A 25,029-nucleotide genomic window follows, 5' to 3' on the forward strand; every position below is an offset into this window, starting at 1 on the left:
CTCTGGTATGAGCCAGCAAGCCACCGAACAGGCACACGGACACTACATCGGCGGTGAGTGGACTACTGGGGACGGACACCCGTTCGAGAGCGAAAACCCTGCGACCGGCGAGACGCTGGCGACCTTCCAGCGCGGGACCGAGGCCGATGTCGACGCGGCACTCGAGGCCGCTGAGTCGGCTTTCCCGGAGTGGCGTGATCTGTCGTATATCGACCGTGCAGAGTATCTCTGGGAAATCTATCACGAGTTGCGCGATCGCCACGAGGAACTGGGCGAGACCGTCAGCAAGGAGTGCGGCAAGGAGATTTCGGAGGGAAAAGCCGACGTAACCGAGGCCTGGCACATGGTCGAGTGGGCAGCGGGGAACGCACGCCACCCTCACGGAGACGTCGTTCCGTCGGAGGTTGCGGGCAAAGACTCCTACATGCGGCGCAAACCGCGGGGCGTCGTCGGCTGTATCACGCCGTGGAACTTCCCGGTCGCGATCCCCTTCTGGCACATGGCCATCGCGCTGGTCGAGGGCAACACCGTCGTCTGGAAACCCGCCGAACAGACGCCGTGGTGTGGCCAGATCATCGCCGAGATGTTCGAAGACGCAGGGATTCCCGACGGCGTCTTCAACATGGTCCAGGGCTTCGGCGATGCCGGCGCAGCCATCACCGACGACGAGCGCGTCGACACCGTCCTCTTTACCGGCTCGGCCGAGGTCGGCCACGAGATCGGTGACAAGGTCGGCGGCGAACCCGGCAAGCTTGCGGCCTGTGAGATGGGCGGCAAGAACGGGATCGTAATCACAGAGGAGGCCGACATGGACACCGCGGTCCACGCGGCGATCATGTCCTCGTTCAAGACCACCGGCCAGCGCTGTGTCTCGAGCGAGCGCCTGATCGTCCACGAGGACGTCTACGACGAGTTTAAAGCTCGGTTCGTCGACGTCGCCGAGAATGTCGCGGTCGGCGATCCGCTCGCGGAAGACACATTCATGGGACCGGCGATCGAGGCCGACCACGTCGAGAAGATCCGGAGCTACAACGACCTCGCACGTGAGGAGGGTGCAAACGTTCTCGTCGACCGCTTCGAACTCGCGGACAGCGAGATTCCCGACGGCCACGAGGGCGGCCACTGGGTCGGTCCGTTCGTCTACGAGATCGACTACGAGCCCGACCTGCGCTGTCTCAACGAGGAGTGTTTCGGTCCCCACGTCGCCTTACTCGAGTACTCAGGTGACATCGAACACGCGGTCGAGATGCACAACGTAACCCCCTACGGACTGGCGGGCGCGATAATCTCGGAGGACTACCGCCAGCTCAACTACTTCCGAGATCACGCCGAGGTGGGACTCGCCTACGCGAACCTGCCGTGTATCGGCGCGGAGGTCCAACTGCCCTTCGGCGGCGTCAAGAAGTCCGGCAACGGGTATCCCAGTGCGCGTGAGGCCATCGAAGCCGTCACCGAGCGCACCGCCTGGACGATGAACAACGCCGACGAGATCGAGATGGCTCAGGGGCTGTCGGCCGACATCAAGACCTCTGAGGACTAACGAGAGGAGGGAACCCTCGAGGCGAGACCGTCGGAGAGAGCCGCCGGGATCCATTCGCCGCTGGTATTCTGGGCAGCGACGAGCCATTCAAGACGTGCGTAGCGCTGTTTTCTCGTCCTTAGCGGAGTCAGCACCGACACGGCAACGACTCCCATCCTATCAACGGTCTGGTCCCCTCTCAGTTCTCACCGGCAAACGAACCGCTTATCCGACGATTCATGGAAGGGGTCAGTACATGAAGGCAGTCGTCCTCGCTGCAGGCCAGGGTACGCGCATGCGACCGCTCTCCGAATCGATTCCGAAACCCATGCTGCCGGTCGCCGACCGACCGCTCGCGGCCCACACTGTCGACGCGGCGATTGACGCCGGTGCCGACGAAGTGGTGCTGGTGATCGGCTACGAAGCCGAGACCGTTCGAGAATACTTCGGCGCTGACTACCGCGGCGTCCCGATCTCGTATGCCGTTCAGGAAGAACAGGCTGGGACGGCCGACGCCGTCAACGCTGCCCGCGACCATCTCGAGGGCTCCTTCGCCGTCCTCAACGGTGACAACCTCTACGATCAGGCTGCGATCGACCGGCTGTTCGACGCCTGTCCAGCTGTCTGTGCGATCGAAGTCACCGATCCGAGCAACTATGGCGTTCTCAGCACCGACTCCGGGCGGAACGGCTCCGTAACGGGGATCGTCGAGAAACCCGCCGATCCGCCGACGAACCTCGCCAACGCGGGGGCCTACGCCTTCCCGGCTGAAGCCCGCGAGTGGCTCGAGGTGCCCGAAAGCGAGCGCGGCGAACACGAGATCACCGATGTCGTCGCTCGCGTGATCGACGAATACGACGTCACGCCTGTCACCCTCGAGCGGTGGCTCGACGTCGGTCGTCCCTGGGAACTGCTGGAGGCAAACGAGTGGAAACTCGCCGACCTCGAGCGGCGCGTAGACGGCAATGTCAGCGAGGACGCACGGCTCGAGGGTGCGGTCGTCGTCGAGGAGGGCGCGACGGTCGAACCGGGCGTCGTGATCGAAGGCCCGGCGCTGATTCGTGAGGGAGCGGAAATCGGACCGAACGCCTACGTGCGTGGCGCGACGCTGATCGAAGCCGACGCCGAAGTCGGCCACGCCGTCGAGATCAAAAACAGCGTCATCTCGCAGGGGGCGTCGGTCAGTCACCTCTCCTACGTTGGCGACAGCGTCCTCGGGCGGAACGTCAACTTCGGCGCGGGGACGAACGTGGCGAACTTGCGCCACGACGACGACGACATTCGGTTTACGGTCAAAGGCGACCGTGTCCCGACCGATCGGCGGAAGTTCGGCGTTGTCGCTGGCGACGGGGTCAAAACCGGCATCAATACGAGCCTCACACCTGGCCTGAAGCTCACGACTGGCGCGACGACGATGCCCGGCGAGACCGTCGAGCGGGACCGGTAGCGATAGGAGTCGCTGACGGTCACGGCGCACTCGATCGCCCGATTGCCCTCCGGCGGAGTCTCACTCGTTTCGATGGTGTCTCTCCTGCTGACGACCGATCGAGGTAGTACGGAGCGACCTGACCGAACGCCGTTGCGTGTAAACAATCTTTTATAATCTAGAGGTAGCATCCATCATACATGTCGACGGCAACGGTTCGTGGAACGATCAGGGGAATGGGGCAACGAGCGAATCCGGCGTTCGCGGCGGCTGTGATACTGCTGCCGCTGGCTGCACTCGGCTACGCGGTGACGGTCGCGACGGTCCAACAGCACACGTACGTCCACGTAATGGCGGGTGTCCTCTGGACTGGGATCGATCTCTTCATGGGGGCCGTCCTCGGGCCGGTCATCGGTGGTCTGGATGACGAACAGAGTTCGGCGGTGTTTCAGCGGCTCACGCCGAAGACGGCGTTTCTCCTGCCGTCGCTTGCGTTCGTGACGATCGCTGGCGGCATCACGCTGGCCCAGCGGATCGGCATCTTCCCACATGCCGAGTCGTGGCTGGCGCTGTTTACCGCGGTGAACGTGATCCCGATCCTGCTGTTGCTGGGCTGGCGGCTCGAGGTGTGGGACGATCTGCGCTGGCAGGTTCCCTTCGCCCTCGCGACGGTCGGCTCGCTGGCCTGGGTCGCGCTCACGATCGACGAGTTCGCGATGACCGAGCCCACGGTCGCCGTCGCGCTCGCTCTTGTCACGATCCTCTCGGTTCAAGGGTTCGGCTTCCTGCTGCCCGGCGAACTTCGGATGTACCGGGAGATGCGTTCGGTCGACCCCGATCCGTCGATCATCGCCGCAATCGGCAAGCAAAACGCGATGCTCGGCGGCGTGCAGGGACTCTTCCAGTTGCTCTTGATTCTCGATATGGTCTATCTCCGCTACGGTGGCTTCCCGTTTTAGGATGTGAACGAAGAGGCGAAAGGTGGACGCGGAGAGGGGGTGCGGAAGACGAGGAGACGGGTGTGCGCTCGGTCCCGGGTACCGAGCGCATGCGACGGGCCGGAGCGACGCGCAGTGCCGGTTTCGACGTGAAAAGCGTCTGTGCCGGCGTCCGTACCGAAGGCGTGCCCAACCAAAAAGTCAGCGGTCGAGCGCTCACGCTCGAGGGCTGACCGATGGCAACCGCAAGCGAAGCCGTCTCCGGGCTACAGGCGCCGATCCCGAAGTGCTGGGAACTCCGCGCGGACGTCGGCGACCGTATCCGGCTCGACGGTGGCCGTCACCAGCGTTGGCCCGTCGCCGCTCGAGGCCAGCGAGATGCCCCACGGGTCGTAGACGGTCGACCGGCCAAGCAACGTGGCATCCTCGAACTCGCCGGCCCCGTTGATCGTCGCGACGTAACACTGATTTTCGATCGCGCGCGCCTGCGAGAGCGTCTGCCAGTGTTCGATGCGGGGGTAGGGCCACGCACTCGGGACGAGTATCAGTTCGGCACCGGCATCGACCAGTCGCCGGTAGAGTTCCGGGAATCGGAGATCGTAACACGTCGTCACGCCGACGGTCACACCGCCGATCGTCGCCGTCTCGAGTCGCTCGCCGGGGACGAGTAGCTCGGATTCCGCGGACTCGTAGCCGAAGAGGTGGTGTTTCCGGTAGACGAGTCGGCGCGTGCCGTCGGCGTCGAACAACACTGCGGTGTTCGCCAGTCCCTCGTCGGCGGGCGTCTCGACGGTGTCGGTCGCCGCCAGGTCTTCGACGATGGTCCCCGCGAGGACGGCGATCCCGTGGTCGGTTGCCGCGTTCTGCAGCCGGGAAAACGTCTCGCCGGCGATCGGTTCGGCGTGGCGCGTATAGAGGTCAAATGCGAAGTAGCCCACGTTGAACAGTTCCGGCAGAGCGACCAGGTCCACACCGCGAGCGGCAGCCTGTTCGACCGCCTCGAGTGCACGATCGACGTTCGCCTCGACGTTGCCGGCCTCGATCTCGAGCTGTGCGAGCGCGATCGTAAGGGTGTCGTCAGCTTCCTCGCTGGCAGCGTTGGGGGAAGTCATTGTCACACTGTGTCGTTCCAATCATCGTTACTGTGTCGTCTGGAGGTCCCGCTCGAGTGCGCGCCGGAGGTTCTCGAGTTCCGAATCGAGGTTGCGCTTGAAGAACTTCTCGACGCCGGGGAGTTTGCCGTCGACGACGAAGTGATTCTCGAGCCGGGACCCGGCATCGGTTTCAACGATCGTGTGTTCGCCAGTGACGCGCATCACTTTCGATTTGCCGACGAACTTGACGTACTCCGGCGGTCGTCGCGTGACGTCTTCGGTGTCGACCCTGACAGTTTTACGAATGAGTGGGATTGGCAGCGACACCTGCCAGGTGACGCGTCGTCCCTCCTGATCCTCGACTGTGTACGTTTCGACGACGCTGATGGCTCGCGCTCTGTTCGCCGGATCGGCGATGAACTCCCAGACGCGTTCGGGCGACGCCGCGACGTCGAACGACCGATCGACACGGACAGTCATGCCCGTACGTGTGGGGTAGACGGATAAAAATCCGTGGACCGGCGGGTGACCGACTACCGATGGTGACAGCCGACATCGGGGATGGTCCGTGAACAGTGTCGAGATGCTCAGCTAATGGTGACTCGCCAGGTCGTCGACCGAGCACGTCCCCACTTCTCGATGTCGACGTCGTCGGTTTTCTCCGCGAGATGTGGCAGCCGAGCGCCTACTTGCTTCGACGAGAGTCCAATCGCGTCCGCGATGTTTTTGGCTCGGAAGTATTGCTCGCCGCGGGCGGCGCTCTCGCGGAGGTACGAGATGATTCGCCGCTCTTCGTCGGAGTAGTCGTTCATCGTCCGTACACGTTACTAGGTGTTCGTCGGTCTTAACTCTTAACGGCGGGAACGGCATGGAGCCAGCGCTGAGCGCCGTTCGACCCGGCAGCGGGCCCTCTCGAGTCGTTAGGAGGAGAGGTGGATGCCGACGACCGCCAGCGAGCTAAAGAGAACGGCCCCAGCGAATCCCCAGGCAGCCGTCACGTCCGGTGCACCAACGAGCATGACCAGTGCGCCGATCACTGCGAGTGCGCCCAGTGCGAGCCCCAGTCCGATACCCTTGTCCGTCTCGGTTTGCGTAGCCATGCTCGGGCGTTGTGTGTGGGGTCTCTTAACTTCACTCATTGCTGAGCGGTTCCGGGGCCGCTCTCACCGATGACGCCACACGGCGTCGACTGGTCGTTGGACGCTCACCTGCCGAACCGATTACTTGATCGTGGTGTGTTCGGATTCCTCGTTGAGCGCGAGGTTCGCCGCAATCTCGGCGTTTCGCATCGCGTACTGGGCGGTTTGCTGGAGGCTGACGAGCACTTCCCGGACGCGAAGCAGATCCCTGTTTTGCATCTCGGGGAGTTCGTCGAGGATTTCCTGTTCTCGGCTGGCGATATCGTGGAACAGCGTCCGGACCTCGTTGGATTTGTTGTAATCGCGTTCGACAGCTGCTTCGACGGCCAGCGACGTGATTTCGTCGACCATCTCGTTGAGCTCGCGGATCTCACGCATCACCGAACTGTCGACGTTTAGCGTGTGGCCCTCGGTTTCCATGACGATGTCGCCGATATCTTCGGCGTTGTCTGCCGTCAGCTCGAGGTTCTTCGCGATCGAGCGGTAGCCGATCAGCGGGAAGCCGCTGTTTAAGCCAACCGCCCGCGCGAGGTTCGGGTTCTGGTAGGCCGTAAAGATCAGGCGCAACAGGAGCACGAAGATCTTGTTCGCCTGTCGTTCCCGGTTCAGGGCGCGCTGGGCAAGATCGGGGTTGCCGTGAGCCAGCGCCTTGATCGACTCGCCGCGCATCGTCTGCCCCGTTCGCTCTAAGCGCTCGAGCAGATTGTCGAGCGTGAAGTCTTCGGGATCGACCGAACAGCGAATCGAGATGCTCTCGGGGGTTTCCTCGATGACGCCAAGCCCCATAAGCTGCGTTTCGGCCTGATAGACTGCATTGATGTGATCCGACTCGAGCGCGCCGTCTTCACGCTCGATGCGGATGATCCGCCGTCCGAGGACGTACTGAGCGACGATCGCACGCTCGACGGCGGCGGCGTCTAGCTCGTCGGTGTGGATGATCGCTTCCGTCTCCTCCGTGCTCGCAGACTCGGGCATCACGGTCAGAGTACCCTTGCCGCTGGTCCGCAACGACACCTCGTCACCCTTCTCGACGTCGTGTTCGGACGCCCACTCCGCGGGAAGGGTCATTGCGAGTGTCGACGGGCCGAGTCGTTGCACTTTCCGCGTTTCCATAGCACACCGTAGGGGTGACCCGACCTTAATCTTGACTATATGGTCATTATCTCGAGTGCGATCGTTATATGGTTGTGACTGATGGCTGTTACGGAGACTCCCTTAAATTATTCGACCCGTCCTCCGTCGTAACGTCCAGTACTCGGCGCTCCGGCGTCAGGTAACGGGCAGCATTCGCGTGGTGAACCGCCCGGTTCGTACCTGCTGCCAGCCCCGGAGGTGGTCGTCGAGGTCCTCGTCGTCGGTGTCTACGTGCAGCGAGTCGATCCCGTCGAGTTTCTCGTCCGCGGCGACGACGGCGATATCGTCTGCCTGCCGGATCACCGGCGGTGAGATCTGGTGGTTCCCGCGACCGAAGAGAAAGCCCTGCCCGCCGATCGGTGAGACGACGATCGTCACTGGCTCCGTGATGACATCGAGGAGATCTGCCTCCGCGGCATCACGGGCGAGTACCGTTCCCTCGCGCCCGTCGGAGCCGCGTCCGGAGTCAGTGCCGTCCGATTCGGTATCGGAGTCGGCCCGCCAGACGTCGACACCAAGCGGCGAGGGATCGATGCCGAGTTCCGCTTCGATCGCCCCGACGGTGCTGCCGGGTCCGAAGACGTAGGTCCGACCGGGTTCGACCTCTCGAGCGAACCCCGTCGCCAGTGAGTCGACGCTCCCGCTCGAAACCTGCTTGCTCGATTGCAGGTCCGGCGCGACGGGCACCGGCACGATCGCCCGCAGTTCCGTCCGGACCTCCCCCTCGCGATAGGCATCCTCGTCGATGTCGTTGACTTCGCGAGCTTCGACGCGGTCGAACTCGGCGGCGATGCGACCGGCATCAGCCGGCGTCACACCGAAGACCGACGAGTAAATCTTGACCCCCGCTGGGACGCCAAGCATCGGTATCCCGGTGTCTCGAGACTCGGTCGAGAGTCCGTCGGTGGCGTCTGCGTCCTCGAGCACGGTTGCGACATCGACTGCGGTGCCGTCGCCGCCGACGAACAGGATCAGTTCGACATCGTGCTCGAGGAGCGCGCGGACGGCCCGCCGGGTGTCGGCTGCCGTCGTTTCGGCGTCCGCAGGGTCGCCGGGCCGTGCCGGATCGGCAGCGTCGTCCTCACAGACTGTTGCCGGATCGTAGACGACCGTCGGCTCGTAGCCAGCGTCCCGGGCCGCCCGTTCGCCCATCACGCCGGCGGCGGTGTAGACGGTGAGGTCAGGTGCGCGCCGATGGAGCGAGCGCAACGCCTCGCGTGCCCGATCCGGCGCTCGCGGCTCGGCACCGCGACGGCGCGCCTCCTCGAGTTTTCCGTCGGTCCCCTTTAGCCCGACCCGACCGCCCATCCCGGCGATCGGGTTGACGACGACGCCGATGGATTCCATATCCGAGCGTCGCACGCCAGCCGGAAAGCGGTATCGTGTCGCCGACCGACGATATCGTCGTCGTCACGGCCCAGCACGCATACGGCGACGCGACGGACGGGGCGACGAGCACGATTTCTGAAGGATTAAGAGGGATGCGGACCGAGCGCCAACCATGACCACACTGACCGATGCCGCTGTTCTCGCGACGGAAACGGAGCTCCCGATGAATATCGTCGGCTGGGGCGCACTCGTGTTGGGCCTGCTCGTCGTCGTTGCCTGGATGCTCTATCTCTACCGCTGACGGCACCACGTTACGGTGATTCGACCCGTTTACGGAGCCATGCGGCTGCGTCGGCGACGGTCGTTTCGTCAGTCCCTTTGAGTTCGACCCGAACCGAGTCTCCCGGATAGCTCCCGACGGAGACATCGAAGCGGTCCCGTAGTTCGGCGATGCGATCGAGGAGCGCGCTTTCGGGTTCGTCGGCGACGACCGTCTCGCGGTGGGTCGGCGTCCCCACGAACTCACTGGCGATCGTCTCGAACATCGTCTTCATCTCGGCAGGCACACCGGGAAGGACGTAGATACCCTCGAGTGCGGCACCGGGGGCAACACCCACGTCGTTGTGAAGCGCCCGCGCACCGACGGGCAGTTCGGCGGTCCCCGCCACGAGGTCGTCGCGGCTGTAGCCGTCCGCCTCGAGCCAGGCGATGGCCTCGTCGTGTTCCTCGAGATCGCGTCCGAGTGCGGCTGCGACGCCGTTCATCGTGAGATCGTCGTGAGTCGGGCCGAGTCCGCCCGTGACGATGACGGCGTCGTACTCGGCGCGATACTCGTTGACGACGCGAGCGATGTCGCCGACCCGATCTGGCACAGTCGTGACACGCTCGACGCCGACGCCGCGGTCGTCGAGTTGTTCGCAAAGCCACGTAGCGTTCGTATCCGTCGTCCGTCCGGCAAGTAGCTCGTCTCCGACCGTTACGACCGCGACGTTCATACTGGCTCGTTTGCACCCACCGTTCAAATGTGTCTCGCCTGCCGCCATCTCGTTCGCAATCCTGTAATCTGAGAATGATTTTCGACAAAGTGGTAGTAACCACAAGATTCAATCTTGATAATTAGTAACGAGAGGAGTATGTCTCGGAGCCAAATACAACAAACCGAGGGGGATTCGGCTGCAGTGCTCTCCGCACTGGGGAGTAAATACAGCGTAGACATACTCTGTGCAGCAGGCACACCGAAATCAGCACAAACGCTCAGCGACGATATCGAGATTCCGATCGCGACCTGTTATCGTCGAATCGAGGAACTCGTCAATGCGGGACTGTTGACCTGTGAGGGACGACGACTTTCTGATGAGGGAAGACGAACGAACATCTACCGTCGAACGGTAGACGAAATCGAGATCGATTTCTCGGACGAGACGCCCGAATTTTCGCGCAAACGACGCACCGAGGCGAAAAACAGGCTTCAAGACCAGCTCAAGGGCTAATACTGCCGACAACCGGTCAGTGGCTACGCGAGCAACGCTTCTCTGCGGGTCTGCACGCGACGGACACGTCCGGGAACCGACCAGTCCAAAGCGGCCATCCTTAAGTATTCTCGAAAGAATACCGAAGTATGACCAATCCTGCCGAGATCTCCGAATCCGGACTGGACGCCACGGCGGACACCGATGTCGTCGGGCACCGTCGCACTCTCCACGTCGGTCGCGACCGACCGATTAGAATCAGTACCGGGCACCGGATTCGACACCACGACGGCAAGTGTTCGCGACCGCATGGTCACAACTACGAAATCTCCGTCACCGTCGCGGGACGGCTGACCGAGGAGGGATGGATCGCCGACAAAGGAGATATTACCGACATAATCGACGAGTGGGATCATATGTTCCTGCTCGAGGCCGGCGATCCCCTCATCGAGGCCTTCGAGGCGGCTGGCGACGACGACGCAGTCATCGTCCTCGAGCATCCGCCGACAGCCGAGGTGATGAGCGTCGTCTTAGAGCGGAAACTCGCGGCGGCCTTGCCCGAGACAGTGACCGATGTCGCGGTACAGGTCAATGAGACGAGTGAACTCTGCGGGGGGAGCACGCTCTGAGATGCCGGTTTCCGACTCCGCCGATCGTGCCCCCGGCGCTGCGACCGATGCCGAGCGCGGAACCGACGGGTCGTCCGATGGCCTGCCGATCAACGAGTTGTTCTACTCGCTCCAGGGCGAGGGCACCCTCGCCGGCGTCCCGTCGGTGTTCGTCCGCACGAGCGGCTGTAACCTCCGGTGTTGGTTCTGTGACTCCTATCACACCTCCTGGGAGCCGACCCACGCCTGGATGAGCCTCGAGGAGATCCTCGCCGAGATCGAGTCCTACGACGCCGACCACGTCGTTCTCACCGGCGGCGAACCCCTGCTTCACGACGACAGCGTTGCCTTGCTCGAGGCCCTCGACGACCGAGACTACCACACCACCGTCGAGACCAACGGGACGATCTACCGGGACGCGCCGATCGACCTCGCCTCGATCAGCCCAAAACTCCAGAGCAGTACACCGACGCCCGAACGCGATCCACAGGGCGAGGGCGAGTGGGCCGAGCGCCACGAAGCCGACCGGATCGACCTCGATACGCTCGCCCGACTCGTCGCAGACTACGACTTTCAGCTCAAATTCGTCGTGACCGACGCCGACGACATGCCGGAGATTCTCGAGTTGCTCGCGGACCTGCGAGCGACCGCCGAGGTTCCGATCCGAGACGACGACGTGCTCCTGATGCCCGAGGGAGCGACCCGCGAGCGACTCGCCGACACGCGCAGCCGGGTCGCCGACCTGGCGATGGAGCATGGCTTCCGGTACACGCCGCGGCTCCACGTCGACCTCTGGAACGACGCGCCCGAAACGTAATTACCCGCTATTCGACCTCACGATGACTGACACTCCCAGCGACTCCGCGACCGACGAATCGACCACTGACCGCGCCGTCGTCCTCCTCTCCGGCGGGATGGACAGCGCTACCGTCGCTTACGAGGCCCGCGAGCGTGGCTACGAGATTTACGCGTTGCACACGTCCTACGGCCAGCGCACTGAGGATCGCGAACTCGAGTGTGCCCGTCGACTGGCCGACGAGCTCGACGCGGCCGACTTCCTGCGGATCGAGACCGGCCACCTCGCGGCGATCGGGGCCTCGAGTCTCACCGACGACGAGCTGGCCGTCGAAGACGCCGACATAGAGAGCGACGAGATTCCCTCGTCGTACGTTCCCTTCCGGAACGCGAATCTGCTCGCGATGGCGGTCTCCTACGCGGAGGCCAACGACTGCGACGCGGTGTTTATGGGTGCTCATAGCGAGGACTTCTCAGGATACCCTGACTGCCGACCCGCGTTCTTCGAGGCCTTCGAGCAGGTGGTCGACGTCGGCACGAAACCCGAGACCGAGATCGCGATCGAAGTGCCGTTCGTCGAGCACTCGAAGACCGACATCGCCGCACGCGGCGTCGAACTCGAGGTTCCGTACGAACACACGTGGAGTTGCTATCGGGAGAACGAACCCGCCTGTGGCACCTGCGATGCGTGTGCGTTCCGACTGCAGGCGTTCCAGCGGATCGGCGTTCGTGACCCGATCGAGTACGCCGAGCGGCCATCGTACGTCGACGACTATAGTAGCCACTGAACGTCAATGCACACCCGATCGAACAGACGGCTGTGCGATCGGTGTGTAAATCGTTTCAGTTGTTACTATAGCGATCGCGTCGTGAAAATCGGTACCGCGTCCGGTACCGAGTGCCCCCAAACGGCCACGCGAAACGGTGCTCAGATCCTCGTTCGTGCTTTTCTCTCTCCGTTCCTCGAGGACGCGTGGCCTGTATCATCGGTGCTTGACACACGAGACGGTCTATCAATCACCGGACTTGCTATCGCCCAGTGACAGGGGTGACTCCGCGCTCCGCTGCGATAAGATCTATGCTTGGCAATCCCACGCATTCATATTCCGTACCGGGATCACCACGCCGCCTCGAGCACGCGTTCGATTTCCGCGACGGTCGGATCGAGTCCGGGCGGCGCATTCGTCATGAAGCTGTCCGCCAGGATCGCCTCCGCGACGGCAGTGAACGCGTCGGGCTCGGGACCGTCGACGTCGCGTAGCCGTGTCGGGAGCCCGAGTGTGTCCCGGACCTCGGTGACCGCCGCGACGACTGCAGCGGCCTGATCCGCGGCGTTGCCGACGCCGAGTGCATCCGCGAGCATCCCCACGCGAGCGTCGACGCCCACCTGCTCGAACAGATAGTCGAGGACGTGGGAGACGACGACGGCATGGGCGGCCCCCTGCTGGACGTCGTCCGTTCGCGTCAGCCCGTGGCCGAACGCATGGACGATCGAGAGCGTCGTCTCGCCGGGTCGCGAGATGCCGTACTGGACGAGGATGAGACCCTCGAGGATCGTCTCGAACGTGTCGAGATCGCGATTTCCGTCGCCGAACGCTGCGAGCCCGTCGACGAGTTTCTCGAGCCCGTGGCGGGCAGTCGCGTCGGTCACCGGCGTCGCGTTATTCGCGTAGAGCGTCTCGATCCCTTTGTCGAAGCCGTTCATCGCCGACCCCGCGAGCACCGCGTCGGGTGTGGTCGCGACCAGTTCAGGATCGTAGAACGCGGCTGCTGGCATCAATCCCGGATCGCCGACGCCACCGCCGACCTCCTCGTCGACCGGCAGCGTTGCGGGCGCGGCGGTGATGCCGGCGCCCGTCGAGAGGTCGGCACCGGCCAGCGTCGTCGGTACGGCGAGGATCGGTACCAATCCGTCGTCGGGGACGGTGATCGTCCCTGTTTCGGCGAACGCGGCGGCGACGTCGTCGGTCGCTCGATCGCTCGCCGCGAGGGTACTGACGGCTTTCGCGACGTCGAGGCTGCTGCCGCCGCCGAGGCTGACGATCGCGTCGGCGTCGACCTCCCGCAGCCGCTCGCGACCCTCGAGCGCCGTCGCCAGCCGCTTTTTCGGCGTCGTCTCGTCGAAGACGTCCGCCAATCGATCCCCCAGGCCCGCCCTGACCGGCTCGATCACCGCCGGTGTGCTGCCGACGGTCGAGCCACAGACGAGCAGCGCGCGCTCGAGCCCCTGTCGCTCGAGTTCGGTCGCGAGGTCGTCGACACAGCCCGCGCCGAAGCGTATCGTCGCGGGATCGTAGTCGAATCGGAACGCGGAGTCGCGGTCGGTCGCGTCGGCTGTCATGTACGCTCGTACGCGCCGATCGATGTTAAAGTCGCGAGCAGCGGCGATGCGCTCGCCTGTCAAAACGGCAGCCGCTACCCGTCGTCTTCGTATTCGCGAAGCACCGTCGACACGGTATTCGACACGTTCTCGAGCGCGACGGCGTTCGTCTTCCGGAGCTCTCCATCTTGGCGGGCCGCCTCGAGGTGGCGAAGCGCCGCACGAAGGTGCTCGGCGGTGTCGGTGTCGGTCGTGTCGTTCATGGTGAGTCGAGGGAGCGGTCGTAACCGACTCGAGCGGTTAAACTCGTCGGTGGTGTCGATCACTCGAGCGCGTCGCGAACCGCTGCCTTGCGTTCGGCGAAGGTCGCGTCGTCGAGGACGGGCGTGACTGCTTCGGGGTCGATCTCGACCGCCTCGGCCAGATCGATCCAGGCCCGACAGCCCCGGTAGCTGCCGCGTTCCTCGATCAGCCGCGGTGATTCGAGTGCTGACACGCGGAGCAACAGCACTCGAAGGTCGTCGTCCGGATCGTACTTGTCGCGCAGGCCGTCCGGCGTGTAGACGTAGTGGCGGGCCAGCGCCTCGAGGTCGTCGCTCGAGACGGTGTACTCCTCGCGGACGTCGGCGATCGCGCGGATCGGCACGCCGGCGTCGGGTTTGGTGCTCGCTCGATGGTAATAGTCCTCGTAGCTGGCCTGATAGCGGGCCGGCTTCTGGTGGCTGTAGGCCGGGTAAAGGACGAACGGTTCGTCGATCTCGCCGGGATCGAGCGTCGGGTGGCGCACGAGGACGGTCTGTGCACCGTCGATCAAGGCGTTGACGACGCCGGCGCGCTCTTTCAGCGCGGGCATCGGGTCCGTCGTTGATTCGATAGAGCTCATTCATCCTGACCGATACAAACGAGGGACAAGTATCCTGCCGATTGGCACTGACTGTCGACGAGCTCGTCCCGACCTCCTCTCTCGAGAACCGTCGGACGCACCGACGGGTTCAAGTCGACTTGTACTAACGCAAGTACAATGATGATAGTGGGAACGACCGCGCTCGCGCGGACACGGACTACGACTGCAGGGACGGCCACCGTCGTCTCGGTGTGGTGCCGATGAAGGGGTTCGTCCTCGGCGGCGTCAGTTCCGGCGTCGGGAAGACGGTCGCGACGCTGTCGATCATCCAGGCGCTCGAGGACGCCGGCCACGCGGTCCAACCGGCCAAGGCGGGTCCGGATTTCATCGATCCGAGCCACCACGAGGCGATCGCGGGACGGCCCTCCCGCACGCTCGACCTGTGGCTCGAGGGGAAAGACGGCCTCCGCCGAAATTATCAGCGCGGCGCAGGTGACATCTGCGTCGTCGAAGGCGTCATGGGGCTGTACGACGGCGACGGCTCGAGCACCGCCATGGTTGCCGAGGCGCTCGACCTCCCTGTCGTCCTCGTGGTCGACGCCAAAGCGGGGATGGAGAGCGTCGCGGCGACCGCGCTGGGCTTTCGCGAGTACGCCGACGCGACCGGTCGTGATGTCGAGGTAGCCGGCGTCGTCGCCCAGCGCGCCCACGGCGGTCGCCACGAGCAGGGGATTCGCGATGCCTTGCCAGACTCCCTCGAGTACTTTGGCCGGATTCCGCCCTCGGGCGACCTCGAGATCCCCGACCGGCATCTCGGGCTCGAGATGGGCGACGAGGCCGCGCTGCCGCGCGAGGCGCTTGCGGACGCTGCAGAATCGCTGCGAGCTGACCGGCTGGCGGTCGTCGCGAGCGAGCCACCCGCGCCCGAGACGGGGGAATCCGAGACGGCAGCGCCGGTCGACGCCACGATCGCCGTCGCCAGCGACGCTGCCTTCTGTTTCCGGTATCCGGCCACGATCGAGCGGCTCCGCGAGCGGGCCGATCTGGTCACCTTCTCGCCGGTCGCGGGCGATCCCGTGCCGGAGTGTGACGCGGTCTACTTGCCCGGTGGCTATCCCGAACTCCACGCTGCCGACCTCGAGTCAGCTGGCACGCTAGCCGACCTTGGCGAACGCGCTACCGAGGGGCTGCCAGTGCTCGGCGAGTGTGGCGGCCTGATGGCCATGTGCCAGTCGCTGACGACGGCAGAGGGCGAGACGAGCGCGATGGCAGGGATCCTGCCTGCGGACGTGACCATGTGCGACCGGTATCAGGCGCTCGATCACGTCGAACTCGAGGCCACGGCGGGAACGCTGACGGCTCGCGCCGGCGAGACGATCCGGGGCCACGAGTTCCACTACTCGAGTGCCGACGTCGACGACGACGCCCGGTTCGCGTTCGAGACGGTTCGTGGTGACGGCATCGACGGCGATCACGACGGCCTGATCGAGTACGACTCGCTTGGCACGTACGTCCACGTTCATCCCGAGAGCGGCGCGTTCGATCGCTTCCTCGAGCGCCTCGAGATACGGTAACGCTCGCACAGGTGTTCACGAATTTTGAAACACGGTTAAATAGTTAACACGTGCGGCCACGTACCACACACCATGGCTGAAACAGTCCAGCGACTCGAGCCCCTCGCGCGCAAGCCGCTGACCGATCGTACCTGTCTCGTCACCGGCTCCTCGCGCGGGATCGGCCGCGAGATCGCGTTCGAACTCGCCCGCTGCGGTGCCGACGTGGCGGTCAACTATCGCTCCTCGGACGAGCTGGCCCGCGAGGTGACCGAGACGATCGAGGAAAACGGCGAGACGGCGGTCCCCGTCCAGGCCGACGTTTCCGATCCCGAACAGGTCGAGCGAATGGCCGACGAAGTCCACGAGGAACTCGGCGAGATCGACGTCCTCGTCAACAACGCGGGGATCACCGTCGATCGGACGTTCGAGAACATGACCTACGAGGACTGGCGGACGGTCATCGACGTCAACCTCAATGGGACGTTCAACTGCACGAAGGGGTTCTACGAGGACATCAAAACCTCCGATAACGGTCGGCTGATCAATATCTCGAGCGTCGTCGGCCAGCAGGGCAACTACGGGCAGGCCAACTATGCAACCTCGAAAGGCGGACTCTTTGCGTTTACGCGGACGCTCGCACTGGAACTCGCCGCGCACGACTCGACGGCCAACTGCGTTGCACCCGGTTTCACGGAGACGGATATGCTCGAGAAGGTTCCCGAACGGGTCCGGCAAAAGATCCTCGAGGATATCCCACTGGACCGGTTCGCCGAACCCGAGGACGTCGTCGGCATGGTTCGCTTCCTCGCCGGCGATCAGGCCCAGTACATGACCGGGCAGGTGCTCGGCATCAACGGCGGCATGGAGTGGTAGCCCGCGGCGATCGCGTTCGATCGAGTCAGTGCCCGCGACTCGAGTCTCGTTTTCCGCGTTCGTCTCGTGCTCGCAACAACGGTGTCTCGACTAGGTGTTCTCGTGAGACAGACTGTCGTATTAGGTTTGACAACGAAAGTTGTGCTACTCCAACCACACCTGGGCAATCGCAGTTGTTCTACCACAAACAAAATTGTTTTAGTGTCGGACTCACTTCCCACGGATGATGCCACCCATCGCGCTTCCACACGACGCGAAGGCCGGACCGACCAAGCCGGAGGTCCGCGCCGTCGTCGGCTCGAAGCTCGCGCTCGAGCCCGACGACCACTTCGCGGAGGTCGGCTCCTGTACCGGAGCCATCACGATCGAAGCCGCACAACGAGCCGGGCGGGTGACCGCCATCGAGCGCAAACCCGAACGCCTCGAGACGACGGAGCAGAACATCGCCGCCAACGAGGATGTGATTCGAGCGGACATCGAACTACGCAATGCGGAAGCGCCCGAGGGACTGCCCGACGACGCCGACGCGCTCTTTCTGGGCGGGAGCCGGAACTTCGAAGCAGTGCTCGACCACGCCGTCAACACCGCAGTCGACCGCGTGGTCATGAACGTCTCGCGGCTCGAGGTCGCCGGCAGAGCAACCGAGGCTTTCCGCGAGCGCGACCTGCTCGAGGAAGTCGTCCAGTTCCAGGTGAGCCACGGCTACGAACTCGCCGGCGCGACGAGTTTCGACTCGGATAACCCGGTCTACATGCTGGTCGGGAGCGCGACCCCGGACGAGACGGACGGCGAGGTGAGCCAATGACGCTGTACGGCGTCGGGCTCGGCCCCGGCGAGGCCGACCTCGTCACGGTTCGCGGGAAAGAGGTCCTCGAGTCGACCGACGTGGTCTACTCGCCGGGCCGACTCTCGCGGACGGTCGCCCTGAACCACGTCGACGAGTCGAAGATCGGGGACCTGGACTTCCCGATGACGAAAGACGAGGAAAAGCTGCGCCGGGCGTGGAAGGAGGCCGCAGCGGAGATCGCCCCGAACGCACGCGACGGCGACGTCGCGTTCGTGACGCTCGGCGATCCGAACGTCTACTCGACCTTCGGTCACCTGCGCCGGACGATCGATGCGTTCCATCCCGATGTGGACCTCGAGATCGTCCCCGGCGTCAGTGCCGTCACCGCGTTCGCGACCGCGATGGGCGTCGAGATCGAAGCCGGCGCGGGCCTCTCGCTGCGAGAGGCCGCCGCCGGTGCGAGCCCAACGGGACCGGACCGGATGATCTTGTTCAAGGTCACCGACGCGCCCGCGACCCACGAGGGGCTCGTCGAGGGCGGCTACGACGTGACCTACGGTCGCCGGCTGTTCATGGAACAGGGCGAGACGATCATCACCGACGATCCCGAGACGATCGACGAGCGCGACTACTACACGCTCGCTTACGCCGAGAAAGAAGACCTCGAGGTCGAACAGGCGACGGCCGCCTTCGAGACCGAGACGAAGGATGCCGGCGGTCGTTCTGCGGCAGCCGTGGAGGAAACCGATGACTGACGAGACACCCAACGACCCACAGGACGCGATCGACTCACAGAGCGACCGCCGCCGCGAGGAACTGGACGACCGGATCTTCGAACACAGCGCCGGTGACGACCAGGAGGGCGTTCCCTTCGTCGGGGCCGGCCCCGGCAACCCGCGACTGCTGACCGTCGCGGGCAAGGAACTGCTTGAGGAGGCCGACCTCGTCGTCCACGCGGGCTCGCTGGTCAACAGCGAACTCCTCGACGAGTACTGCGCCCACGCCGAACTGGTGAATTCCGTGGGGAAAGACCTCGAGGAACTGATCCCGCTCATGCGGGACGCCTACGAGGACGGCGACAACGTCGTCCGGCTCCACAGCGGCGATCCCGCGATCTACGGGGCCGCACTCGAGCAGATGGACGCGTTAGAACACGAGGGCGTCCCGACCTACTTCGTGCCGGGCGTCACGTCGGCCTTCGCGGCCAGCGCGACGCTGCGAACCCAACTGACGCTCAACGAGGTTTCGAATCACGTCGCGTTCACTCGCCCGCAGGGCAAGACCTTGACCGAGGAGGAAGACCACATCTCCGAGTTCGTGGAGATGGGCGACGTGACGACCTGCATCTACCTGGGGACCCACGCGGTTCGCGATACGATGGACCGGCTGCTCGAAGACGACCACGACCCAGAAACGCCGGTCGCGGTGATCTATCACGCGTCGTGGCCCGACGAGGACGTCATCATCGGCGATATCGGGACGATTGCGGACAAGGTCGAGGACGCCGGCTATCGCGCCTCGGCGCTGGTCGTCATCGGCGACGCGGTGACCGGTGCGGGCTACGAGCGCTCGTTTCTCTACGGTGACTGGGCGAATCGGGGCGCTGACTCGAGCGACGCGAGCGAATCGGAAACACAGGCAGGAGACGACTAACCTATGAGTACGGACAACGCTGACGACGCGACCGACGATGCTGGATCGGATTCGGGCGGCCACTGTTCGACGCCGGATTCGGACGGCGAAGTCGCCGAGGAGATCGCGATCATTTCCTTCGGTCGGAAGATGGACACCGCTGAGGAGATCAAAGCCGAGATCGGCGATCGCTACGAGACGATCGACATCATCGAATACCACGGCGATGTCTTCGAGGAGCACTGGGGCGAGTACGACTGCTTCATCGGCCTGATGGCGTCGGGCATCGCGATGCGCAAGACGGCCCACCTGTTAGACGACAAGTGGGAGGATCCCGCGATCTGTGTCGTCGACGAGGAACTGACGTGGGCCATCCCGATCACGGGTGGCCACCACGGCGCGAATCAGGTCGCACAGGATCTCGCGACGATGGGTGCCGTCCCGGCCATGACCACCGCAAGCGAGGCCGCAGGCAAGCAGGGCGTCGAGTCGAAGGCGAAGGCGATGGACGCCCACGTCGTCAACGGCGACTCGACGGTCAAGACGAACCTCGCCGTCCTCGACGACAACCTCGGCCCCGTGGCTCGACTCGAGGGCCCGAAGGCCGTCCTCGTCGGTGACGACGTCACCGTCCTCAAGCGCAACAAAGACGAGGGGTGCGTCATCGGCACCGGCAGCGTCTCCGGCGCGAGCAAGGAGTCGTTCCTCGCCGCGTGGGAAGAGGCGCTCGCACAGACCGACTACGACTTCGACGACGTCGAGTTTGTCGGGACCGCGACCCGGAAAGAAGACGAGGAGGGGCTGCTCGAAGCCGCTCAGGAACTCGATCTCGGTGTGGTCGCCTTCGACAAGGAAACGCTGCTCGCCCACGAGGGGCCGACGCCCTCGAAATCGAAGGAGCTGATCGGCTGGCCGGGCGTCTCGGAGGCCTCCGCGATCGCCGGCGGTGCCCAACAGGACCTCGTCCTCGAGAAGATCGGCTACGAAAACGAGGTCACGGTGGCGATCGGCCGATGAGTTCCGACGCTGACTCCACAACTGGCGACGGCACCCCTGACGACCACGGCACCCTCTACGTCGTCGGCATCGGCCCCGGTCTTCCCGAGCACATGACAATGCGGGCCAAGGAGGTCATCGAATCGGCGGACGTGGTCATCGCCTCGAGCCTCTATCAGGAGTTTCTGCGCGACGACGGGACGCTGCCACCGGAGGACGCTGTCGACGACGACGGCGTCGCGACCCGCGAGGACGGCTTCGAACAGGAGATCGTCCGCTCGACGATGGGCCGCCAGATCGAACTCGCTCGCGCGGCGTTCGACCACGTCCGGGAGGGAAAGGACGTGGCCCACGTCTCCGGCGGCGACCCGTCGGTCTACGGCAAGTCCGACCTCATCTTCAAGATGGCCGAGGAAGACGACGCGACGGACGTACCGATCGAGATCGTCCCCGGCCTCACCGCAGCGCTCGGGGGCTCTGCGAATGTCGGCGCGCCGCTGTGTAACGACTTCTGTACGATCTCGCTGTCGGACAAGTGGCGCGGCTGGGACGAGATCGAGGAGAAACTGCGGGCGGCCGCGATCAGCGACTTCGTGATCGTCCTCTACAACTGCTGGCGCAACTACGAGGAGGCCGTCGAGATTGTCCGCGAGGAGCGGACCGACGACGCCTACGTGGCGATCGTCAACGACGCCGGCCGCGAAGACGCCGGCCGCAACGGCGAGAGCCACTTCATCACGACGCTCGGCGAGGCTACCGACCACGACGACAAGGTCTCCGGGATGGGAACCTCGCTGATCATCGGCAACCACGAGACCGAGACCTGGCGCAACGACGATCGAACGTACCTCGTCACCCCGCGCGGCGGGCGTGACGTCGACGATTTCTAATACCCATGAGTACGGACACTGACGCAGACGCTGACGACGAATCGACTTCCAAGTGTGGCGCATCGAGTAGCAGCGAGTCGAGCACCGAGTCCTCGAGTTCGAAATGCGGTGGCTCGAGCAGCAACACCGACGACTCGAGCAGTTCGAAATGCGGCGGCTCCTCGAGTTCCTCCTCGTCCTCGAGCAAGTGCGGCGCTTCCAGTTCCGACGACGAGTCGAATGAGCAGGAAGTCGGCGCGACGATCGACGACTTCGACGCCGAGCCCGGCCAGCTGATCGCCGTCGGTCTCGGCCCCGGCCACCCGGAGGGGATGACCGAGCGCGCGAAGAACGCGCTGCTTGAGGCTGACCACATCGTTGGCTACACGACCTACATCGAGCTGATTCCCGACGAGATCACCGAGCAGGCCGACGACATCTACGACACGCCGATGTGCGGCGAAGTCTCCCGGACCGAAGAGTCGATCGACCGCGCGCTTGCGGGCAACGACGTGGCGATCGTCGGCAGCGGCGACCCCAACGTCTACGCGCTCGCGGGCCTGGCACTCGAGATCCTCGAGTCGAAGGGCGCGACGGCCTCGATGGTCGACTTCGAAGTCGTGCCCGGTGTGCCGGCGGCCCAGTCCTGTGCGGCCCGCCTCGGCGCACCGCTGGTGAACGACACCGTCTCGGTCTCGCTGTCGGACCACCTTGTCCCGATGCCGGAGATCGAGTCGCGGCTGCACTCGGTGGCCAGCGAGAACTTCACGATCACGATCTACAACCCGTGGAGCCGCAAGCGCCGCGAGAACTTCGAGAAGGCCTGTGAGATCCTGCTGACCCACCGCGACCCCGACACACCGGTCGGTATCGTTCACGGCGCGGGCCGCGATGACGAACAGGTGATGATCACCGAACTCGGCGAACTCGAGGACCTCGGTGAAAGCGAGATTATCGACATGACGACGACGATCGTCGTCGGCACCGAGGACACCTACGTCTGGGACGACCGGATGGTCACACCGCGTGGCTACGAGACGAAGTACGACTACTGAGCACACTATGCCACGATACGAAGTTACCATCGAGAAAGACGCCTGCGACGGCATCTTCGCCTGTCTGACCCGCGATCCGCGCTTTATCGAAGGCGCGGACGGCCTCGCGACGGTCGACCCGGACGCGGATCCGGTCTATGACTGTGAGGGCGAGGTCACGGACAACGAGGAACGCGTCGTCGCGACGTTCGACGACGACCGCATTGACGAGGCCCAGCAGGCCGCCGCGGCCTGCCCCACGGACGCGATCATCGTCGAGGAGGTGGGCGAATGAGCGACGGCGACGCGCTCGAGATCGTGGTCCCCTCGGACCCACTCGCGGGACACGCCGCGACGGCGTACTTCTGGGGCCACGTTGCTGGGAGTGGCGATGTCTCGGACGACGGTATCGAGGTCGTCACCAACGACGAGGAGTCCGCCCAAGTGCTGGCCGCGATTGCGGGCGGGAACGTCGCACACGAGACGACGACCCGCGAGTACGCCCACGACACCTCGATCACGCGCACGGAAGACGAGTACACGCTGTCGATCGGCGAGGAAGATGTTGGAGGGCTGTTGGGTCGCACCAGCGCCCTCTCGCTCCCCGTCGACGGGCGGGGCAACTACCGCTTCGGGGCCTTTACGAGCCACGAACGGGAGCTGCTCCGCGGCCTGCTCGAGGGCTGTGGCACGATCTGTTTCAAGTCCTCGAGTGGCACCGTGGGCATTTCCTTCGTCCACGACGACCGCGAACTGCTCGAGGTAACCCAGGAGCTGATCGCCGACTGTCCGATCGACGCCCCCACGGGAGATCTCTCGGCGACTTCGTCGGGTGGCTACTGGTTCGGTGTCGACGACGACGCTGTCCCCGAGTTCGGCACCTGGCTCTACGAGAACTGCGAGGAAACCGGCCTGTTCGCGCCGAGTCGCCGCCGCAAACTCGAGCGCAGTCTCGAGCAAGCGTCGGCGTACGACGGCGACGAGACGTAACACGATCGACGATCGATGAGTACACCTGACGAATCCACGCCCGCGTCGGTGGCTGGCTTCGACGACGAAGCCGTCCTCCTGATCGGCCACGGCTCCAGACGCGAGAAGTCGAACGAACAGGTCCGCGAACTGGCCGCCGGACTCGAGTCACGACTGGGAATCCCGGTCGACGCCGCGTTCCTCGAACTCGCGGAGCCGTCGATCGAAGAGGCCTTCGCGGGACTTGCACCCGTCGCCGATCGGGTGACCGTCGTCCACTGCTCGCTCTTTGCTGCGAGCCACGTCAAAAACGACGTACCGCTGGCGATCGAGCAGGCCCGCGCCGAACACGACATCGCGATCGACAACGGCGCCCATCTGGGAGTCCATCCCGCCATCCTGGATCTGCTGGACGATCGCGCCGCCGAAGTCGAAGCGCAACTGGGCGTCGATCGCGCTGAGGACGATGTCGCCGTCGTCGTCTGTGGCCGCGGCTCGAGCGATCCGGACGCGAACGGCGACGTCCACAAGCTGGCCCGCTTGCTGTTCGAGGGCCGGGACTTCGACCGCGCCGAGGCGACGTTCATCGGCGTGACCGAGCCGACGCTCGAGGACACCCTCCACGGGCTCTCGAAACACCGGCCCGACGCGGTCGTCGTGCTCCCCTATATGCTCGGCGACGGCGTCCTGACCCAGCGGGTCCGCGACTGGACTGCGGAGTTCGACGAGGACTACCCCTACGTCGACGCGCTGGCCGGCGACCCGCTCGGGACGGACTCGCGGCTGCTCGATGTCTTCGCCGACCGTTGGCAGGAGGCGCGGTCGGGCAGCGTCGAGATGTCCTGTGATACGTGCAAGTACAAGGTCGACCTCGAGGGCTACGAGGAAGACGTCGGCGGCGCACGCGCCATGTTGCGTGCGCTGGCCCACCAGGAGGCCCACGCCGACCGCGAGGATATCGACGACGAACCTCACAGTCACGACGCACCCGAGAAACACGTCGCGGTCTGTACCAACCAGACCTGCGCGAAGATGGGCTCGCCGGCAGTCCTCGAGCGCCTCCGTCAGGAGGTACGCGACTCCGAACATTGCGACGCCCGGATCACGCGCTCGTCTTGTTTGGGACGGTGTGGCGACGGGCCGATGGTCGCGGTCTACCCCGACGGGATCTGGTACGGCGGCGTCGAATCCGGCGACGCCGAACGGATCGTCGCCGACCACCTCGACCGGGATCGCATCGTCAGCGACCTCGTCGATCAGACGCTGTAGCAAAGCTGCACCGACTAACGAGACGATACACGATTCCAACACTACTATTCAACCATGAGCTGCCACGAAATCGAAGCACTACGACTCGGACTGATGAACGTCCTCGGCGTCGGGGACGACAGCGCCCGCGAGCACGCGGAGAAAGAACTCGAAGGCCACCTCGAGGGCCCGATTCAGGGCCTCGTGGAGGCCGACAGCCTCACCGAACTGCAGCGCCACCTCGACGCGGCGCTGGTCGACTTAGAGGAGGAGGTCGCCACGATGGACAGCGCCGACCCGGAATACGATTACACGCGAGGGCGACTGCTGGCGGTTCGTGACGCCGAGCGAGCGGTCGGGCGGCTGGCCACGCAGGGCGAGAGCATCGTCGAGGGGCTCGGCGATGCCCACGACACCCTCCACGAGACGTTCCCGGTCGAGGAGTGAACG

Annotated in this window: 32 protein-coding genes; 22 read left to right on the forward strand and 10 right to left on the reverse strand. The window is 64.6% G+C overall.

Annotated features, from left to right (window positions below; genetic code table 11):
* The first annotated feature begins 7 nt into the window (after positions 1-7).
* From ACERI1_RS01920 to ACERI1_RS01935, 4 genes are all read left to right on the forward strand, one after another.
* Positions 8-1,540 carry an aldehyde dehydrogenase family protein gene (locus ACERI1_RS01920; protein ID WP_373616341.1) on the forward strand — a complete coding sequence of 511 codons (1,533 nt, stop codon included), beginning with the start codon at positions 8-10 and terminating at the stop codon, positions 1,538-1,540.
* Positions 1,541-1,775: 235 nt separating this feature from the next.
* A complete protein-coding gene (glmU, locus tag ACERI1_RS01925; protein WP_373616342.1) occupies positions 1,776-2,966 on the forward strand; it encodes a bifunctional sugar-1-phosphate nucleotidylyltransferase/acetyltransferase in 1,191 nt (396 codons plus the stop codon).
* Between the two features lie 215 nt (positions 2,967-3,181).
* Entirely contained in the window at positions 3,182-3,904 is a 723-nt protein-coding gene (locus ACERI1_RS01930) for a hypothetical protein (protein ID WP_373616832.1), read from the forward strand.
* Positions 3,905-3,993: 89 nt separating this feature from the next.
* The gene (locus ACERI1_RS01935; RefSeq protein WP_373616343.1) at positions 3,994-4,116 is read left to right on the forward strand and encodes a hypothetical protein; all 123 of its coding nucleotides are present in this window, start codon (positions 3,994-3,996) and stop codon (positions 4,114-4,116) included.
* Between the two features lie 33 nt (positions 4,117-4,149).
* Here the strand turns inward: ACERI1_RS01935 and ACERI1_RS01940 are convergent, their stop codons facing one another.
* The 6 genes from ACERI1_RS01940 to ACERI1_RS01965 all read right to left on the reverse strand — a co-directional run bounded on the left by ACERI1_RS01940 (position 4,150) and on the right by ACERI1_RS01965 (position 8,597).
* Positions 4,150-4,995, reverse strand: a complete 846-nt coding sequence (locus ACERI1_RS01940; RefSeq protein ID WP_373616344.1) for a carbon-nitrogen family hydrolase — start codon at positions 4,993-4,995, stop codon at positions 4,150-4,152.
* Positions 4,996-5,022: 27 nt separating this feature from the next.
* The gene (locus tag ACERI1_RS01945) at positions 5,023-5,457 is read right to left on the reverse strand and encodes an SRPBCC family protein (RefSeq protein ID WP_373616345.1); all 435 of its coding nucleotides are present in this window, start codon (positions 5,455-5,457) and stop codon (positions 5,023-5,025) included.
* A gap of 107 nt (positions 5,458-5,564) precedes the next feature.
* Positions 5,565-5,789, reverse strand: coding sequence for a hypothetical protein (locus ACERI1_RS01950; RefSeq protein ID WP_008009774.1), 225 nt, complete (start codon positions 5,787-5,789; stop codon positions 5,565-5,567).
* Positions 5,790-5,897: 108 nt separating this feature from the next.
* Positions 5,898-6,077 carry a hypothetical protein gene (locus ACERI1_RS01955; RefSeq protein WP_008009772.1) on the reverse strand — a complete coding sequence of 60 codons (180 nt, stop codon included), beginning with the start codon at positions 6,075-6,077 and terminating at the stop codon, positions 5,898-5,900.
* A 120-nt stretch (positions 6,078-6,197) separates the two neighbouring features.
* Positions 6,198-7,229: a PhoU domain-containing protein gene (locus ACERI1_RS01960; RefSeq protein WP_373616346.1), complete on the reverse strand. Its 1,032-nt coding sequence runs from the start codon at positions 7,227-7,229 to the stop codon at positions 6,198-6,200.
* Between the two features lie 156 nt (positions 7,230-7,385).
* Positions 7,386-8,597, reverse strand: coding sequence for an ATP-NAD kinase family protein (locus tag ACERI1_RS01965; RefSeq protein ID WP_373616347.1), 1,212 nt, complete (start codon positions 8,595-8,597; stop codon positions 7,386-7,388).
* Positions 8,598-8,632: 35 nt separating this feature from the next.
* On the opposite strand from ACERI1_RS01965, the gene ACERI1_RS01970 reads away from it, so the two are divergent.
* Both ACERI1_RS01970 and ACERI1_RS01975 read left to right on the forward strand, forming a co-directional pair.
* Positions 8,633-8,755, forward strand: a complete 123-nt coding sequence (locus ACERI1_RS01970; protein WP_373616348.1) for a hypothetical protein — start codon at positions 8,633-8,635, stop codon at positions 8,753-8,755.
* Positions 8,752-8,880 (forward strand): hypothetical protein, encoded by a 129-nt coding sequence (locus tag ACERI1_RS01975; protein WP_373616349.1) that lies wholly within the window; start codon positions 8,752-8,754, stop codon positions 8,878-8,880. Before ACERI1_RS01970 ends, ACERI1_RS01975 begins: the two co-directional genes overlap by 4 nt.
* 10 nt (positions 8,881-8,890) lie before the next feature.
* Here ACERI1_RS01975 and ACERI1_RS01980 read toward each other — a convergent pair whose 3' ends face one another.
* Positions 8,891-9,574 (reverse strand): competence/damage-inducible protein A, encoded by a 684-nt coding sequence (locus tag ACERI1_RS01980; protein WP_373616350.1) that lies wholly within the window; start codon positions 9,572-9,574, stop codon positions 8,891-8,893.
* Between the two features lie 138 nt (positions 9,575-9,712).
* Between ACERI1_RS01980 and ACERI1_RS01985 the strand changes: the two genes are divergently transcribed.
* The 4 genes from ACERI1_RS01985 (at position 9,713) to queC (ending at position 12,239) form a co-directional block, all read left to right on the forward strand.
* The gene (locus tag ACERI1_RS01985; RefSeq protein ID WP_373616351.1) at positions 9,713-10,069 is read left to right on the forward strand and encodes an ArsR/SmtB family transcription factor; all 357 of its coding nucleotides are present in this window, start codon (positions 9,713-9,715) and stop codon (positions 10,067-10,069) included.
* A gap of 128 nt (positions 10,070-10,197) precedes the next feature.
* Positions 10,198-10,677 (forward strand): 6-pyruvoyl tetrahydropterin synthase family protein, encoded by a 480-nt coding sequence (locus ACERI1_RS01990; protein ID WP_373616352.1) that lies wholly within the window; start codon positions 10,198-10,200, stop codon positions 10,675-10,677.
* A gap of 1 nt (position 10,678) precedes the next feature.
* A complete protein-coding gene (locus ACERI1_RS01995; RefSeq protein WP_373616353.1) occupies positions 10,679-11,473 on the forward strand; it encodes a 7-carboxy-7-deazaguanine synthase QueE in 795 nt (264 codons plus the stop codon).
* Positions 11,474-11,495: 22 nt separating this feature from the next.
* Positions 11,496-12,239 carry a 7-cyano-7-deazaguanine synthase QueC gene (gene queC, locus ACERI1_RS02000; protein ID WP_373616354.1) on the forward strand — a complete coding sequence of 248 codons (744 nt, stop codon included), beginning with the start codon at positions 11,496-11,498 and terminating at the stop codon, positions 12,237-12,239.
* Between the two features lie 329 nt (positions 12,240-12,568).
* On the opposite strand, the gene ACERI1_RS02005 is transcribed toward queC, so the two are convergent.
* The 3 genes from ACERI1_RS02005 to ACERI1_RS02015 form a co-directional block, all read right to left on the reverse strand.
* Positions 12,569-13,792, reverse strand: a complete 1,224-nt coding sequence (locus ACERI1_RS02005; RefSeq protein ID WP_373616355.1) for an iron-containing alcohol dehydrogenase family protein — start codon at positions 13,790-13,792, stop codon at positions 12,569-12,571.
* Positions 13,793-13,866: 74 nt separating this feature from the next.
* Positions 13,867-14,034, reverse strand: a complete 168-nt coding sequence (locus ACERI1_RS02010) for a hypothetical protein (RefSeq protein ID WP_373616356.1) — start codon at positions 14,032-14,034, stop codon at positions 13,867-13,869.
* A gap of 59 nt (positions 14,035-14,093) precedes the next feature.
* Positions 14,094-14,654, reverse strand: coding sequence for a DUF1802 family protein (locus ACERI1_RS02015; protein WP_373616357.1), 561 nt, complete (start codon positions 14,652-14,654; stop codon positions 14,094-14,096).
* Positions 14,655-14,875: 221 nt separating this feature from the next.
* Between ACERI1_RS02015 and ACERI1_RS02020 the strand changes: the two genes are divergently transcribed.
* The 12 genes from ACERI1_RS02020 (at position 14,876) to ACERI1_RS02075 (ending at position 25,026) form a co-directional block, all read left to right on the forward strand.
* Positions 14,876-16,189 carry a cobyrinic acid a,c-diamide synthase gene (locus ACERI1_RS02020; protein WP_373616358.1) on the forward strand — a complete coding sequence of 438 codons (1,314 nt, stop codon included), beginning with the start codon at positions 14,876-14,878 and terminating at the stop codon, positions 16,187-16,189.
* Between the two features lie 72 nt (positions 16,190-16,261).
* Positions 16,262-17,044 carry a beta-ketoacyl-ACP reductase gene (locus ACERI1_RS02025; RefSeq protein ID WP_373616359.1) on the forward strand — a complete coding sequence of 261 codons (783 nt, stop codon included), beginning with the start codon at positions 16,262-16,264 and terminating at the stop codon, positions 17,042-17,044.
* A 226-nt stretch (positions 17,045-17,270) separates the two neighbouring features.
* Positions 17,271-17,849, forward strand: a complete 579-nt coding sequence (cbiT, locus tag ACERI1_RS02030) for a precorrin-6Y C5,15-methyltransferase (decarboxylating) subunit CbiT (RefSeq protein WP_373616360.1) — start codon at positions 17,271-17,273, stop codon at positions 17,847-17,849.
* Positions 17,846-18,586 (forward strand): cobalt-factor II C(20)-methyltransferase, encoded by a 741-nt coding sequence (locus tag ACERI1_RS02035; protein ID WP_373616361.1) that lies wholly within the window; start codon positions 17,846-17,848, stop codon positions 18,584-18,586. The genes cbiT and ACERI1_RS02035 overlap by 4 nt, the downstream gene beginning before the upstream one ends.
* Positions 18,579-19,484 (forward strand): cobalt-precorrin-4/precorrin-4 C(11)-methyltransferase, encoded by a 906-nt coding sequence (locus tag ACERI1_RS02040; RefSeq protein ID WP_373616362.1) that lies wholly within the window; start codon positions 18,579-18,581, stop codon positions 19,482-19,484. Before ACERI1_RS02035 ends, ACERI1_RS02040 begins: the two co-directional genes overlap by 8 nt.
* Positions 19,485-19,487: 3 nt before the next feature.
* Positions 19,488-20,480: a cobalt-precorrin 5A hydrolase gene (cbiG, locus tag ACERI1_RS02045; protein WP_373616363.1), complete on the forward strand. Its 993-nt coding sequence runs from the start codon at positions 19,488-19,490 to the stop codon at positions 20,478-20,480.
* A complete protein-coding gene (locus tag ACERI1_RS02050; RefSeq protein ID WP_373616364.1) occupies positions 20,477-21,349 on the forward strand; it encodes a precorrin-3B C(17)-methyltransferase in 873 nt (290 codons plus the stop codon). Before cbiG ends, ACERI1_RS02050 begins: the two co-directional genes overlap by 4 nt.
* A gap of 5 nt (positions 21,350-21,354) precedes the next feature.
* On the forward strand, positions 21,355-22,383 hold the full coding sequence (gene cobJ, locus ACERI1_RS02055; RefSeq protein WP_373616365.1) for a precorrin-3B C(17)-methyltransferase: 1,029 nt from the start codon (positions 21,355-21,357) through the stop codon (positions 22,381-22,383).
* Between the two features lie 7 nt (positions 22,384-22,390).
* Positions 22,391-22,657 (forward strand): ferredoxin, encoded by a 267-nt coding sequence (locus tag ACERI1_RS02060; RefSeq protein WP_373616366.1) that lies wholly within the window; start codon positions 22,391-22,393, stop codon positions 22,655-22,657.
* Positions 22,654-23,352, forward strand: coding sequence for a cobalamin biosynthesis protein (locus ACERI1_RS02065; RefSeq protein WP_373616367.1), 699 nt, complete (start codon positions 22,654-22,656; stop codon positions 23,350-23,352). The genes ACERI1_RS02060 and ACERI1_RS02065 overlap by 4 nt, the downstream gene beginning before the upstream one ends.
* A 15-nt stretch (positions 23,353-23,367) precedes the next feature.
* The gene (locus ACERI1_RS02070) at positions 23,368-24,600 is read left to right on the forward strand and encodes a CbiX/SirB N-terminal domain-containing protein (RefSeq protein ID WP_373616368.1); all 1,233 of its coding nucleotides are present in this window, start codon (positions 23,368-23,370) and stop codon (positions 24,598-24,600) included.
* Between the two features lie 54 nt (positions 24,601-24,654).
* Positions 24,655-25,026 carry a DUF3209 family protein gene (locus ACERI1_RS02075; RefSeq protein ID WP_138779034.1) on the forward strand — a complete coding sequence of 124 codons (372 nt, stop codon included), beginning with the start codon at positions 24,655-24,657 and terminating at the stop codon, positions 25,024-25,026.
* Positions 25,027-25,029 lie beyond the last annotated feature (3 nt).

This window comes from Natrinema sp. HArc-T2 (assembly GCF_041821085.1).
Taxonomy (GTDB): Archaea; Halobacteriota; Halobacteria; order Halobacteriales; family Natrialbaceae; genus Natrinema.